This window comes from Ancylomarina subtilis (assembly GCF_004217115.1).
Classification (GTDB): Bacteria; Bacteroidota; Bacteroidia; order Bacteroidales; family Marinifilaceae; genus Ancylomarina; species Ancylomarina subtilis.
In genome coordinates this window covers 459,874-473,706 of sequence record NZ_SHKN01000001.1, presented here as the reverse complement: position 1 = coordinate 473,706, position 13,833 = coordinate 459,874, and the positions used below count along the sequence as shown (strand labels likewise).

Genomic DNA, 13,833 nt, shown 5'->3' with positions numbered 1-13,833 from the left:
ATAATAATGAGAGATGCGGCAAAACCAATAATAATTTAAAACTTATCAATTATGAAAACGAGTTTAATAAAAAAGAGCATATTCGTACTGTTTTTGTTTGTTTTCACATTACAAACGCAGGCTCAAACTAAAAAGAAAACGACTAAGATATTGCCAAGAGTAACCATTCTTGCAACTGGAGGGACTATTGCAGGTGCAGGAGAATCAGCAACTAAAGCTGCTTATACTGCTGGGAAATTATCGATTGATATTTTATTAAGTGCTGTACCTGAAATTCACGATATAGCCCAAATTAAAGGAGAACAAATTGCTAAAATTGGTAGCCAGGACATGAGCGTTGAAGTTTGGTTAAAACTTTCAAAAAGAATAAATGAGATTTTTAAAGAGAATTCTGCAGACGCTATTGTCATTACTCATGGTACCGACACGATGGAAGAAACTGCTACATTTCTTGATTTAACAACATTGTCTGACAAACCAGTTGTATTGGTTGGTGCGATGCGTGCTTCTACTGCAATGAGTCAAGATGGCAATAAAAACTTGTTAGACGCAGTCATCGTTGCTGCAGATCCTAAAAGTCAGGGGAAAGGCGTTTTAGTAGCAATGAATGAATTGGTTTTTGATGGTAGAGATGTAACAAAAACGATTACCACCAGTACGTCAACTTTTGCTTCCCGTAATTTCGGCCCCATTGGTTTAATATATGATGGGAAAGTAAATTATTATTACCAATCATTGCGCAATCCTGCAAAAAAATTCGACGTAACGAAAGCGATGTCTTTACCTCAAGTTGAAATTATATACGGCTATGCCGATGCCAGTCCGGTTACAGTTGATGCCCTTTTAAACACAAACGTTAAGGGGATTGTTTATGCTGGTATGGGTAATGGTAATTTTAATGCGGCTGTTGGTAAATCTCTTGAAAAAGCATCTAAAAAAGGAATTGTGGTTTGTCGTTCAAATAGAACGGGAGCTGGTAGAACGACATTGTTTAACGAAGTAGATGATGCTGCTCTTGGTTTTGTTGTTGGAGATGATCTTAATCCTCAAAAGGCCCGAATTTTATTGATGTTATCTTTAATGGAAACGAGTGATCGTGCTAAAATCCAAAGTAACTTTTTCAACTATTAACATTAAAAATGCAGGGAGTCATTCTTTTACGACTCCTTGCTTAAAACCTTCACTTTCAGTTTACAATCAAAAGTGGTAAAATTAAATTCATAAACTTATGTTTTGGATTGAATTTGGAGTTCTTATCGTTAAACTGCCTATACTATAAATATAAAATTCATGGAAAAATGAAAAAATATTTTGTTTATATAGTAGTTCTTTTGCTGCCAATTCTTGCAGTTGCGCAAAAGCAAGAAAATAAATCCGACCTCAAATACCAGTCCTTAATTCCTGTAGAAAAGCAGTCATTATTAAAAAATATTGATGTTATTTTTAACACCCGTTTAGCATTTGATAATAAATTTGAAGATGGAGATTATGAAAGTTCTAACTTTTCTTCCAATCAATTCCGATTGGAAATTAAAGGTAAGATACATGAAAAGGTCAGCTTCAGATTTCGAGACAGATATACTCGCGAGCACCAAGTGGGAGATCTTGACAATATGAGTCGATCAACTGATCTTGCTTATTTAGTTTTCACACTTACACCTCAAACTAAACTTACAGTTGGTAAACAATCTACTGATTGGGGTGGAATGGAGCTGGACTTAAATCCGATTGATATCTTGGAATACAATGATCTGATAGAATATGCCGACAACTATTTGATAGGTGCAACTGTTTCTCATACTTTGAAAGACGGAAAACACACATTTGGTCTTCAAGCATTAAATACGAGAACAAAATCTTTAGCTGTTCAATATGCGGGATATGATATTTCCGGGATTAAAGCTGCGAAAGCACCTTTGGCCTTTGTATCTTCCTGGAGAGGAAGCTTATTTGAAGGAAAACTAAAAACAGCTTATAGTTACAGTTACTTCATTGAAGCTAAGAGCAAAGTGTTGCACTATTTCGTATTGGGTAATAAGTTCCAGTCAAAAGACTTCACTCTTATGTATGATTTTCAATACAGTTTCGAAGCTTTGGACAATAAAGGGATTGCTACGAATATCATTGCCTCAGGCTTTCAAGCTCCGGCAGAAGATGTTAAGTATGTTGAACATTGGTTGAGAGCAGAATATCAAATTCAACCTAAGATTAACTTACTTTTAACAGTGATGACAAACAATACATATGCTAAATTTAACGGCAATTCAACTGAGAAATTGGTTACGACTTATGGACTAATTCCTACCATACAGTATTCGCCTTTCAAAGATCTAAACTTGAAGTTTTATGCTAGTTATGTAGCCAGAAAATACAACTACTCCAATTATTCAAAAACTCAGTTTTCATCTGCAGACAGAAATACCGGACGATTCAGTATTGGTATTATTTCGCCATTACTGGTTTTTTAGTATAATTTGAAGATTACCAGAAAGAGGCTGTTTCAAAATAGATTTGAACGGCCTCTTTGTTTTGATTTTCACCAAGTTTTAATGTATTCAAAAACACAACACCTCTATTTTTTCTTCTATCAATTCTACCCAGTCTGGAAAATCTCATGCACCCTGACAAGCCGTTTAAAAGTTTCATACAATAAAAAAAACAGAAGACTCACCTCCCCTATTTTTAATGTGTTCGTGATTTAGAAATGGGCTTTGCTAAAAATAAAAATGTATATTTATTGCTCACAAATAATATCTAAAGTATTTGTTATTAAAAAACACAACTTGCTTAATTGGCTCATTACTCACTTTGTATCATGGCCTCCCCTTGATCAGTGAATAAAATGACTCTTTGAAATCACCTACGTACCTAAGTACAAGCCTTAGTATTAGTTATGACAAATATAATCTAAATATAATAGCTAAAATGAAAAATGGACTAAAAATAGCATTGACAACAGGACTCATGATCCTTTCCCTAAATTGTATCAATGCACAAGTAAATCAAAGGTTTTTGCAAAAAGTTGGTGTTGTGGATAGTCTATATTCCCAAATCCTAAACGAGTCGAGAAATATTTATGTGCAATTGCCTGCCAGTTATACCCCGGAGAAAAATCAAAAATACCCTGTCGTTTTTATTTTAGACGGCGAAGTGTTTCTTCCTACAGTCAGTGATGTTCAAAATTATTATAGCGGTGGCTTTACGCCTGAAATGGTACTCGTAGGAATTTCGAATAAAAAAAACAGAATAAGAGATCTGACGACTTCAACCATCACAACAAAATACGGTATGCCTTTTAATGAAAAAAATGGAGAGGCTGATCATTTTAGTCAATTTATAGAGAAAGAACTTATTCCATTTATAGAAAACAAATATCCGGTGACCAATTTTAGAACATTAATTGGTCACTCATATGGAGGCTTGTTCACCATTCATATGCTAATTAATCATCCAACTTTATTTGCCAACTATATAGCTATAGACCCAAGTCTTGATTGGGATGACCAAAAACTACTGAAAAAGGCGCAAGGATTACTTGTTGGTCAGAAATATAAAAACAAATCTTTATTTATGTCTTTAAGTGGGCAATTGCATATGCAAAATTCAAAGATAACTCTGGACAATGTCATGCAAGATACAACTGACTTTAGCTTGTTTGCCCGTTCAAACATTGCCTTTTCGAACTTAATTAGGCAAAATGCGAAAAAAAACGGATTAGTATTTGACTGGAAATTTTATCCCGGCGATATACATGGCACAATCCCCTTTCCTTCCATCATGGATGGTTTGCTCTCTCTTTTTAAATGGTATCAGATGGAAAATACCGATAAAATAAACTCATTTGACACTCCCAAAGATGAGCTTCTCGCTATAATTAGATATAGAGAACAGAAACTCAAAGAGCATTTTACTTATTCAGAACCGCCTTATCCTGAGGAACTGTTAAATATGTCAGGATATATGAATATGGATATGCAACAGTTTGAAAAGGCGAAAATGTACTTAGAACTTGCTATTGAGTATTATCCTGAAAGTGCAAATGCCTTTGATTCTATGGCTGATTATTATGAAGCCAAAGGCGACTTAAACAATGCAATTAAATATGTATCCAAAGCTTTAGAATTAAGTGGTAACGATTTCTATAAGAAAAAAATCGAAGGGCTTAAAATGAAAAAAAAATAACTCAAGCTAATATTTTGTATAAGCTATGGCAGGCAATGTGGTACCAACCAAAGTTTGACAAGAAATTACCACGCAGTCTGCCACTTATCATACAATTTACCCTTGAAGAACAAACAGAAAACTAAAGAAAATGGCTAGAAAAAAAAGAAGATTAAGAACGATTATCCTGTGTATCGCTGGAGTAATAATTCTTTTCGTTATAATCCTAATTGTCAACCTAATCGTTTTTGAAAAAAATGCATCTGTGGTTTCAAAAGGGCAACCCATAGAGAATTACAACGAACCTAATTGTGCCCTTTTAGTTATCGATATCCAAGAAGCAACAACAGGCGAAATTTCGACAAACTCATTCTATACCAGTAATTCAGATGCCTTAATAAACAAAATAAACCGGGTATCAGACTATTGTGAAAATCAAAACATACCCATTATTTTTATTAGAAGTGCAATCACAAATCCTTTAATCAATCTCCTGAACGATTCATATGCCGAAGGGAGTCCGGGAGCAAAATTTGATAAACGACTGAAATTAAATTCAAATTTAGAGATCGTTAAAAGTAAGAATGATGCGTTTATAGATACTAAACTTGATAATATCTTATCCAACAATAAAATAAATGAACTGTATATCGTTGGTTTAGACGCTGCTTATTGCATAAACAGTACGGTTGAAGCCGCACAGAATCGAAATTACAGAGTTAATCTTTTAGATGACGCGATTTTATCAGAATCAGTTAAGACAAAGGATAGTATGATCGTGAGTTTTAAAAACAGAGGTGTCAACGTTTTAAAATTTGATCGCTTAAGAAAATAGAGATATCAGAAACAAACACCAACAAAACATTAAAAATCACCCAAACACCTTAAAATTTTATTAAGATTAAGTAAATCAGGCTTCATAAAAGAATAAATTAAGTAAATTTATTACAACGACTTGTTTGATAACAATCTCATCATAAATGAACGCCAATGAATCCAATGGAACTCAGAGAAGTGTCAATGGCTTTTCAGAAAAGCAGAATATTGTTAACGGCTTACGAATTAGATCTTTTCACATTTATAGGTAAGGACTGCTACAGCTCTGAAAAAATTTCGAATGCCTTAAACTCTCATAAAGATGCTACAGAAAGACTGTTGAATGCTTTGGTCGCTTTAAACCTGTTGGTAAAAACCGATGGGAATTACAGGAATTCAGAGGAGAGTTATCAGTTGCTTTCGAAAAACAGCCCGAATTATTTGGGTGGCTTGATGCATATGAACCATTTGTGGCATACCTGGAGTCAACTAACTGATGTGGTGAAAACCGGAAAACCAGCCCAATCAACAGAAATTAACCAAAGAGGCAATGAATGGTTGGAGTCATTTATCCATGCCATGCACGATAGAGGAAAAAGGCAAGCCCCCTCTCAGGTTTCAAAAATCAACCTGCAAAATATCGAATCGGTGTTGGATGTTGGAGGTGGTTCTGGCTGTTTTTGTATGGAATTCATAAAGAGAAAACCAGGTTTGAGAACCGCGATTTTCGATCTGCCGAATGTCGTTCCCATTTCAAAGAGAATCATCGAGAAAGAAGGTTTTACAGGAAAAATTGAACATTATAGCGGCGACTACACGAAGGATGAACTCCCCAAAGGTTTCGATTTGGTCTTTCTGTCTGCCATCATCCACAGCAATTCAAACGAAACCAATCAAGGCTTGGTGAAAAAGTGCTACAATTCTTTAAATGCCAATGGAAAAATAATCATTCAGGATTGGATCATGAACGATGCAAAAACAAAGCCTGTACAAGGAGCCATTTTTTCGATTAATATGTTGGTTGGAGTTGAAGGAGGCAATTGTTATTCTGAAAATGAAGTCAGTCAATGGATGAATCATGCAGGTTTTACCGATATTTCTAAACTTGTTTTAGAATCAGGTATAGTGCAAGTCGTTGGACTTAAAAAAGATATTTAATAAAAATAGCTTAGAAATAGATCGCATTAAGTTCCTTGCAAAAGCAGGTTCTAAATTTGAAGTCTTGTATCAAACGGAATAGACGAAACCATTGATTGTAAAGTAAATAAATAACGATGATTGAAATCTACTATAAAAACAATGATGTCATAACTTACTCGTCTGTTGATGAAATTGAATACCAACCCAATGCAATTTTTAGTATTCGGTTTATAGGCTTTCTCAATTCAGATTTGGAAACAATTGCCCAAAAATTTGATCTGGACCTAACTTCTTTCAGTAAAAAAGAGGATATCGAAATCAGTTCACATTATATTGAGTCCAATACTCAACTGTCTTTAAACTTCACGATTCCAAGCTACTCCTCCAATAATCGCTTCGAAGAAAAGGATATTTATATTCTGATTAAAAATGATATTGTATTTACATTTCTTTCGCCGGATATAGAAGAAAGTTTAAACCAGCTAACACAGTATATATACAACCTTAAGGCGACGTCTTTTGAGACCTATCATCAGCTATTCCTTTTTCAGATTGGAGTCATCTCGGATTATTACGCGGACATTGTTGAATTAATTTCAAAAAAAATAAAGGATCTTTTTCAGAAAACACTTAAATCCAAGCAGTTTAAAGAGAATGATCTGGATTACATTACTGAGTTAAAATTTAACAATCTCCTCATTAGAGAGTCCCTCTCTGAATTCCAAAGGATTCTGTTTTTGTTAAAAAAGAGCAACAACTACAACGACAGTTCATTCGATAAGATCAACGAAGAAATAGACGACCTGACAGTCATTGCAGACTATTTACGATACAACTTCAATCGATTGGATGACTTGAGTGGAAATATCAATAGTAAAATCGAGTTGGAACAAAACAAGATTTTTAAAATCCTTACGATCATTACCGTTTGCATTTCGCTACCAACTCTGATTGTTGGAATTTACGGCATGAATTTCAAACATATGCCTGAACTACAATGGGTTTTGGGGTATCCAATTATTCTTCTACTTCTAATTTTAAGTTTTATCTTGCCTTTAATCTATTTCAAAAGAAAAAAATGGTTTTAGTCTGGTAGCTACGAATCATTTTTCGAAAGGCAACAAAACCCTCCGTGGGTAATTAATTTACCTTTGAATGCAACGATTATGAACAGTATCGTAATATTTTTGATTAAAAAAAAACACAAATTATGAAACATACGGGATCATGCCTTTGTGGCGATATTACTTTCGAAATTGATGGCAACTTTGAAAGCTTTTTTCTTTGTCATTGTGAATATTGCCGTAAGGACACCGGCTCGGCTCACGCTGCAAATCTATTCTCTTCAACAGCACGTATTAAATGGTTGTCCGGCGAAAATAAAGTGAAAACCTACCAATTTAAGTCAACCCGCCACATGAAAAGTTTCTGTCCCAATTGTGGATCGGCACTCCCTAATATTCAGATAAACGGTAAACATCTGGTCGTTCCCGCAGGCTGTCTTGAAACGAATATTCCCCTAAAACCACAAGCTCATGTCTTTTTTAAAAGCAAAGCAAACTGGGACAATAAACTGGAAGTTCTGCCAAAATTCGACCAATTTCCTATAGTCGATAAGAATTAATTCATTTCTCAAATGAATTCTCATTTGAGATTTATTCCTTTATTAGCCGAATCGAAAGAATTGGAATTCGCTTAAGCAACATCTGATCTTTTTCCTTTTGCATTTGAATTTTCCTGACAACGTCCATTCCGCGAATGACTTTTCCAAAGGCCGCAAACCCCTCTCCGTCGGGGTTACGAAGTCCGCCAGCATCTAAACTGGGTTGATCCCCCACACATATAAAAAACTCGGTACTGGCCGACCCCGGCTGATTACGCGCCATCGAAATAACCCCATCCTTGTGTAGAATACCCGTTTGATCGGTTCGTTCATGCTGGATGGTTGGCAGATGGTCGACAATAGAATCGTGAAATAAACCGCCCTGTATCACTTCAATCTTAATATCTCTCCCCTCCTGATTGTCCAGATGCACAACTCTGTAAAAACAAGCTTTAGCAAAAATATTCTGATCGACATTGGCTAAAAAATGCTTGGCTGTAACAGGGGCTTCGTTTTCATAAATTTCCAGTTCGATGGAACCCAAAGCCGTTTCTATTTCAACAATGGGATATTGGGGTTTTGAACAAGCAAACAAACAGGCACACAGTAAAAAGAGCAGAGTATAAGGTTTCATAATGAGATCAGGGCTTTAAGTTGGTTAGAAATTCGTCCACGCAATTTGCTCTCTTTTATTCAATTATGCAAGAGCTTGTAACAAATAAAAGCTGAAAGAAGCATCCAATTTAGAATGACTCTATCATTTTAAAATTTAGTGATATCTTTGTAGAGAATTAAAGACAATCGTCAACTTATATCGGCTGGCAGTCTTGATTTCACAACCATTTTATTACTAGAAATTTTACAATTTTCTATTAACGAAATAATTAAAGAGTGGAACTTACACGAGAATTTATTAAAAGCTTACCCAAAGCAGAACTTCATTGCCATTTAGATGGATCGATGCGCGTTGAAACCATTATTGATCTGGCAAATAAAAATAAGGTAGACTTACCGGAGAAAGATCCAAAAAAATTAAAACAAATATTAGAAGTTGGTCACAATTGCAAAAGCCTTACCGATTATTTAAGACCCTTTGATATTACCTGTTCTGTGCTTCAAACCAAAGATGCTCTGGAGCGTGCCACTTACGAACTGGCAGAGGATTGTGCTGAAGAAAACATCAGATATCTGGAAATTCGCTTCTCTCCTATTCTTCATATTGAGAAAGGCTTATCGCTCAGTAAAGTGGTTGAAGCCGTACTGGATGGTAAGAGCAGAGCTGAAAAGGATTTTGATATTACCATCGGAATTATCATATGCGGACTGCGTCATTTAAGCCCTGAAACAACCAATATACTGGCCGAACTTTGCGTTGCTTATAAGAACTCTGGCGTTGTTGGCTTCGATTTGGCTGGCGCCGAAAAGAACTTCCCTGCCAAAGACCATAAAGAAGCTTTTTACCTAATCATCAATAACAATATCAATACAACGGTGCATGCGGGTGAAGCCTACGGACCGGAATCCATTCATCAGGCCTTGCACCATGTGAGAGCCAATCGAATTGGACATGGGACCCGACTAAAAGAAGATGGTGATTTGCTAAACTACGTGAATGACCACCGCATTCCTCTTGAAATGTGCATTACTTCGAATCTTCAGACCAAAGCGATTGAATCCTATTCCAGACATCCGATTCGCTTCTATTTCGATATGGGATTAAGGGTCACCATCAATACGGATAATCGATTAATTTCAAAAACCACACTTACCGACGAATATTTATTGGCAATCAAAGAATTTAATTTCTCCCCAAAAGAAATTAAATACCTGATTACAAATGGTTTCAAATCGGCTTTTCTTCCCTTAAATCAAAAAGTGAAATTGTTGAAGAAAATCAGCCAGGAACTGAAAGAAAAAGGCCTGGAAATTCATAAGGATTATATTTAAGCTCTTTATAAGGATGCAATAGTTTTTTTTTAAACGCCATTATTGCATCCTTTTTTTTTTTAACATCAAACCCCAATTTTAAACTCCTGACTAAGATTTTGAAGCAAGTAATTTAAATTTTAAGACTACTAATCAGAATTTTAGAATAGGTTATTTAGATTTTGAAACGACTTACTAAGATTTTAGAGCAAGTGATTTCAATTTGAAGACAACTGACTAAGATTTTAAAGCAAGTAATTTCAATTTTAAAGCAACTAATCAGGATTTTAGTGCAGGTTATTTGAATTTTGAAACAACTTATTGAAATTTTAGAGCAAGTGATTTCAATTTTAAAGCAACAAATTTAAATTTTAGAGGAGCTAATTTGATTTTGAATCAAAGCGAAAAAAACGATCACCACCCTTTCCTTCTAAAAATCCGGAATAACGCACTCAGGCCCCCCTTAGGAAATAAATGCGTAGATAATTGAATTGTCATTCCCTGATTATGAGCAAGCTCTAAATATTAGAGTATGACTACAACCCGTGTTTTGCCCGACTTGAATTGGGCTAACAGTACCCCCCTCCCGGTTCCTGAGCTGTTATATCGAGACGCCGCACTGAGCGTAGTCGAAGTGTTGCCGAGATGCTGTCGTAGTAAGACGGGCTGGTGTTTCCTTTTTGCTTCATAAGCCCATATGATCTAAACCTTTAGTTTTATACCCACAAAAGATTGCGAAAACACAAGGCTTGAAGAAGCAAAATTTATCCTGGCTATCCGCGATTTTATTAAAGTAGTTTAGGCTGCTTTTTATTTTGCATATCTGCGTTTTGTTAAATTATGAAAGCTCCGTAAACAGGGAAAATGCCAAGGATTTATGTGGGTGAATAAGCTTTATGGATGCCTTTAAAAATAAGCTGTTGCGTCCTTTTGCCTGTTATTTTGTGAAAAATGACATTTTTCGTGTTTAAAATATTTAGTTAATTAACCATTCTTAATTACTCCCCCCTAATAATCTGATTTTATTGACCTTTCAAACTCGTTTGTCCATTTTTGAAAAAATGGCCGTGTAAGTCTTTTTAGGCCAAATTTCATTTTTTTGCCTTTTGTAAAATGCATTTTACAAAACGCAAAATGCCCATTACAGTTTGCAAAAGACTGTTTTCAATTCATTTTGGTCCTTTTACAAAGCGAAAAAGACCCTTTTTGAGTCTATTTTTCTCTTTTGCAAAACGTAAATGCTCTTTTGCAAAACGATTTGAGCCCAAACTAAAACGCAAAATGCCTTTTATTTTTTGATTCTTCCCCATTTCAATTTGACATTTATGCCATCATTATGAAGAGTGATTCTATTTTACATCTCTTTATAATTTTACTTCCGGTCTGAATACTGTTTACTTCATTTAATTTTTAATTTTAGTGACTCTTATTTAAGTGTTGTTCTTATCCTGCCATATTGGACGGATAAAACACTTTTACGTTGGCTGCAAGGTTGGGCAGCCCAATTGCGAAAGAATTATTCAAGTTGAGATGATAAATTTTATAAATGTAGGAAATGGGGATGCTATTTTAATACAAACTATTAATGAGAATAAGCACATTCTTATTGATGGTGGAGTAGAGAGAAATAAGATAATCAACTCTCGGTTTGTCAAAGAAATCTATTCTGTTTTAAAAGAAAATGAAAATAATTTTTTAGATCTGGTTGTTGTTACACATAGTGATGATGATCATATAGGTGGAATATTAAATCTTGTAGGTGATGAAAGCATTGAAAGGAATATTAAAAAATATGTCTTCCATGCCGAGAAATATATTTCTCAATTGACTGAGAGTGAATCTCAAAATAGAGAAAATTATTCAGTTGTTAGAAAATCTAAAGGCGCCGCTAAGTCAAGTTATGGACAAGATAAGCGATTAACAGATATGCTTGAGGATAATAACGAGAAATGGGATCGGAAAATTTATTTAGCTGGTGATGAAATTATTATTGGTAAAGCAAAGTTAACGGTTTTATCTCCTACAATTGAAAAAGTTAAGAAGTTGCAAGAGTTTTGGGAGAAAGAAAAGAAAAAATTAAAAAAAGCATCTCAAAAGTCATCTTCTAAGGATAAATCATATGATTACTCAATATTATTTAAAGATTTTAAGTTCAAAAATCTTGGAAAGGATGACTCAGAAACAAATGGTGCTAGTATTGCTTTGATTTATGAGGAACCTATAATTGTTCAATCAGAAGATATAAAAGAAAAGGTGATGGGAAATTATAAAGCCTTGCTACTTGCTGATTCACATCCCGAGGTAATTCGAAACTCTCTCGAGTCACAATTAAAGAATAATGAGTCAAAACATAAATTTGACCTTGTGAAATTGGCTCATCATGGTAGCAAAAATAATATAACTAAAGAGTTGTTAGAATTAATTGATTGTTCAAAGTTTGTAATATCTGCGAATGCAAACGAATCTCATAGACATCCAAATAAGGAAACTCTTGCTTTAATTATTAATCACTACGGAAAAGAAAATGTGAATTTCTATTTTACTAATGATAATAGTAAGATAAGAGAGATTTTCAAGAAAGAAGATTTTAGGAATTTTTATTTTCCTGAAAGAAAAAATAACAAAATCACTCTAACCTATGGAGACTAAAATTGGTGAATTATTAGCTGTACGGATTAATTCGTACAGAAAGAAAGGAGAAGAAAACTATGGTTCAGGAGTTATCTACCCAACAAAAGAATATGACTATGACCTAATATTTACAGCAAAGCATTGTATCTGTCGTAAGGATGCAAGAGAGTGTAAAAAATACATTTGTGATACCTGTCCTAAGCCTGACTATACCATAGCAAAATTAGTCATTGATCATCCTGAAAATCCTTTAATTCAATTGAAAGGAAAAGATTGTAAGGTATTCTTTATTGAGGATCGAGATTTTGCAATTGTCAGTGTTCCAAAGCTAGACATTGACAACATTCCTACTCCTGATTTTACAGATAAAAAACAATTCGATAATATTGATGGCTGGGGATTCCCTCAAATTAATGATGCATCGGAAATTACGCAATTTCATTTCAAAGAGGCTTCAAAGATAGTCAGAGAAAGTGGAAAGATGTGGTTACCAATAGAATCTAATGCAACAGCAGATCTCCAATCATCAAGTCAGGATAATATAAAAGGATTTTCCGGTGCAGGTATTTTTGGTGAGAATAAATATTTGATTGGAATATATACTGACACACAAAATTCAGCCAATGGAAAAGGTGTCATTATTGATGATCACATTAACCAATTTCTTATAGAAAAAGGTCTAGGAAATTTAGCAATAGAAGATAACTCACAGTTTATTAAAACTAGAATAAATAAGGAATTTCTAGATTGCTTTGAGAAGATTAAAACCTATACTGTTGAGGATTCTACCTTAAATTTATTTTGTATTAAACTTGATGGTAGAAATTTAGATACAGAACTTTTAAAAGATAGATTGATAGAAAATATCCGATATTTTTCTTTGTCAGATAGTGAAAATTCAGACTATGAGGCACGAAAACTTACTGGAAAGCGTGATAGAATTGCTACTAGAAAAATGGAGGAATATCAATCAGAAGAGAAAGCTGCGGAACTTTTTATTTTTAGCTTCTTGGAGGCAGATTTGAAAGCTCCAAAATTATTTTCAAAAATAGAAATAGATAACTCCTTTAGTAGTGTACATATTAAAATACAGGATGATAATTCTTACACATTAGTACATAGTAATGGTGCGATGAATTGTGATATTAATAAAGCAATATTGGATAGCTTGGATTTTATTTCTAAAAATGAAAATAAGTGTCTTACACCTAATATGTTAATGTCAAATAGTATTGCAAGTTCATCATATGATTGCGATACTTATAATAGTTTAAAGAGACTAATAATACCTGATAAAGAGGATGATGAATTAGAAATATATAACTCGTTTGGAGTATTTGTAGGTTTTAATGCAGATGTTAAGAAATTTAAAAAAATAAAAAAAGGATACAAGAACCATATATATGGAGAAATACAGACAATGATAGAAAATATACTAGGTAAAATTTCAGAAAAATTGAAGCAAAAAGAACTCTCAGAATCTGAAATTAACTTATATCTAGTGCCTTTTGAGGATGTTAGTGCTTTTTCAACAGAATTTTTAAACTCTATATGAA

12 protein-coding genes are annotated in these 13,833 nt (G+C 34.1%); 10 read left to right on the top strand and 2 right to left on the bottom strand.

Translation table 11 applies throughout. From position 1 onward, the window contains the following. The first annotated feature begins 51 nt into the window (after positions 1–51). The 7 genes from EV201_RS01960 to EV201_RS01930 all read left to right on the top strand — a co-directional run bounded on the left by EV201_RS01960 (position 52) and on the right by EV201_RS01930 (position 7,741). Positions 52–1,131 carry a type II asparaginase gene (locus EV201_RS01960; protein WP_130305719.1) on the top strand — a complete coding sequence of 360 codons (1,080 nt, stop codon included), beginning with the start codon at positions 52–54 and terminating at the stop codon, positions 1,129–1,131. 167 nt (positions 1,132–1,298) lie between these two features. Beyond that, positions 1,299–2,468: a porin gene (locus EV201_RS01955; protein ID WP_130305718.1), complete on the top strand. Its 1,170-nt coding sequence runs from the start codon at positions 1,299–1,301 to the stop codon at positions 2,466–2,468. 457 nt (positions 2,469–2,925) lie between these two features. After that, entirely contained in the window at positions 2,926–4,182 is a 1,257-nt protein-coding gene (locus EV201_RS01950; RefSeq protein WP_130305717.1) for an alpha/beta hydrolase-fold protein, read from the top strand. Positions 4,183–4,312: 130 nt separating this feature from the next. Beyond that, positions 4,313–4,996, top strand: coding sequence for a cysteine hydrolase family protein (locus tag EV201_RS01945; RefSeq protein WP_130305716.1), 684 nt, complete (start codon positions 4,313–4,315; stop codon positions 4,994–4,996). Between the two features lie 155 nt (positions 4,997–5,151). Then, the gene (locus EV201_RS01940) at positions 5,152–6,135 is read left to right on the top strand and encodes a methyltransferase (RefSeq protein WP_130305715.1); all 984 of its coding nucleotides are present in this window, start codon (positions 5,152–5,154) and stop codon (positions 6,133–6,135) included. 116 nt (positions 6,136–6,251) lie between these two features. After that, positions 6,252–7,205, top strand: a complete 954-nt coding sequence (locus tag EV201_RS01935) for a CorA family divalent cation transporter (protein ID WP_130305714.1) — start codon at positions 6,252–6,254, stop codon at positions 7,203–7,205. A gap of 122 nt (positions 7,206–7,327) precedes the next feature. Further along, positions 7,328–7,741 carry a GFA family protein gene (locus EV201_RS01930; protein ID WP_130305713.1) on the top strand — a complete coding sequence of 138 codons (414 nt, stop codon included), beginning with the start codon at positions 7,328–7,330 and terminating at the stop codon, positions 7,739–7,741. Positions 7,742–7,772: 31 nt separating this feature from the next. On the opposite strand, the gene EV201_RS01925 is transcribed toward EV201_RS01930, so the two are convergent. Next, positions 7,773–8,354: a peptidylprolyl isomerase gene (locus tag EV201_RS01925; protein ID WP_130305712.1), complete on the bottom strand. Its 582-nt coding sequence runs from the start codon at positions 8,352–8,354 to the stop codon at positions 7,773–7,775. 257 nt (positions 8,355–8,611) lie between these two features. On the opposite strand from EV201_RS01925, the gene add reads away from it, so the two are divergent. Further along, positions 8,612–9,667, top strand: a complete 1,056-nt coding sequence (gene add / locus EV201_RS01920) for an adenosine deaminase (RefSeq protein ID WP_207224364.1) — start codon at positions 8,612–8,614, stop codon at positions 9,665–9,667. Between the two features lie 1,148 nt (positions 9,668–10,815). Here add and EV201_RS16330 read toward each other — a convergent pair. Then, positions 10,816–10,956, bottom strand: a complete 141-nt coding sequence (locus EV201_RS16330) for a hypothetical protein (RefSeq protein WP_165389561.1) — start codon at positions 10,954–10,956, stop codon at positions 10,816–10,818. A 220-nt stretch (positions 10,957–11,176) separates the two neighbouring features. On the opposite strand from EV201_RS16330, the gene EV201_RS01915 reads away from it, so the two are divergent. After that, positions 11,177–12,295 carry a ComEC/Rec2 family competence protein gene (locus EV201_RS01915; protein ID WP_130305711.1) on the top strand — a complete coding sequence of 373 codons (1,119 nt, stop codon included), beginning with the start codon at positions 11,177–11,179 and terminating at the stop codon, positions 12,293–12,295. Then, on the top strand, positions 12,285–13,832 hold the full coding sequence (locus tag EV201_RS01910) for a Hachiman antiphage defense system protein HamA (RefSeq protein ID WP_130305710.1): 1,548 nt from the start codon (positions 12,285–12,287) through the stop codon (positions 13,830–13,832). Before EV201_RS01915 ends, EV201_RS01910 begins: the two co-directional genes overlap by 11 nt. The last annotated feature ends 1 nt before the right edge of the window (position 13,833 follow it).

Excerpts from the sequence above, each read along its gene's own strand:
- EV201_RS01945 (WP_130305716.1), top strand. The coding sequence starts at position 4,313 with ATGGCTAGAAAAAAAAGAAGATTAAGAACGATTATCCTGTGTATCGCT.
- EV201_RS01935 (WP_130305714.1), top strand. The coding sequence starts at position 6,252 with ATGATTGAAATCTACTATAAAAACAATGATGTCATAACTTACTCGTCT.
- EV201_RS01925 (WP_130305712.1), bottom strand. The coding sequence starts at position 8,354 with ATGAAACCTTATACTCTGCTCTTTTTACTGTGTGCCTGTTTGTTTGCT.
- EV201_RS01915 (WP_130305711.1), top strand. The coding sequence starts at position 11,177 with ATGATAAATTTTATAAATGTAGGAAATGGGGATGCTATTTTAATACAA.
- EV201_RS01930 (WP_130305713.1), top strand. The coding sequence starts at position 7,328 with ATGAAACATACGGGATCATGCCTTTGTGGCGATATTACTTTCGAAATT.
- EV201_RS01910 (WP_130305710.1), top strand. The coding sequence starts at position 12,285 with ATGGAGACTAAAATTGGTGAATTATTAGCTGTACGGATTAATTCGTAC.
- EV201_RS01960 (WP_130305719.1), top strand. The coding sequence starts at position 52 with ATGAAAACGAGTTTAATAAAAAAGAGCATATTCGTACTGTTTTTGTTT.
- EV201_RS01940 (WP_130305715.1), top strand. The coding sequence starts at position 5,152 with ATGAATCCAATGGAACTCAGAGAAGTGTCAATGGCTTTTCAGAAAAGC.
- EV201_RS16330 (WP_165389561.1), bottom strand. The coding sequence starts at position 10,956 with ATGGGGAAGAATCAAAAAATAAAAGGCATTTTGCGTTTTAGTTTGGGC.
- EV201_RS01955 (WP_130305718.1), top strand. The coding sequence starts at position 1,299 with ATGAAAAAATATTTTGTTTATATAGTAGTTCTTTTGCTGCCAATTCTT.
- EV201_RS01950 (WP_130305717.1), top strand. The coding sequence starts at position 2,926 with ATGAAAAATGGACTAAAAATAGCATTGACAACAGGACTCATGATCCTT.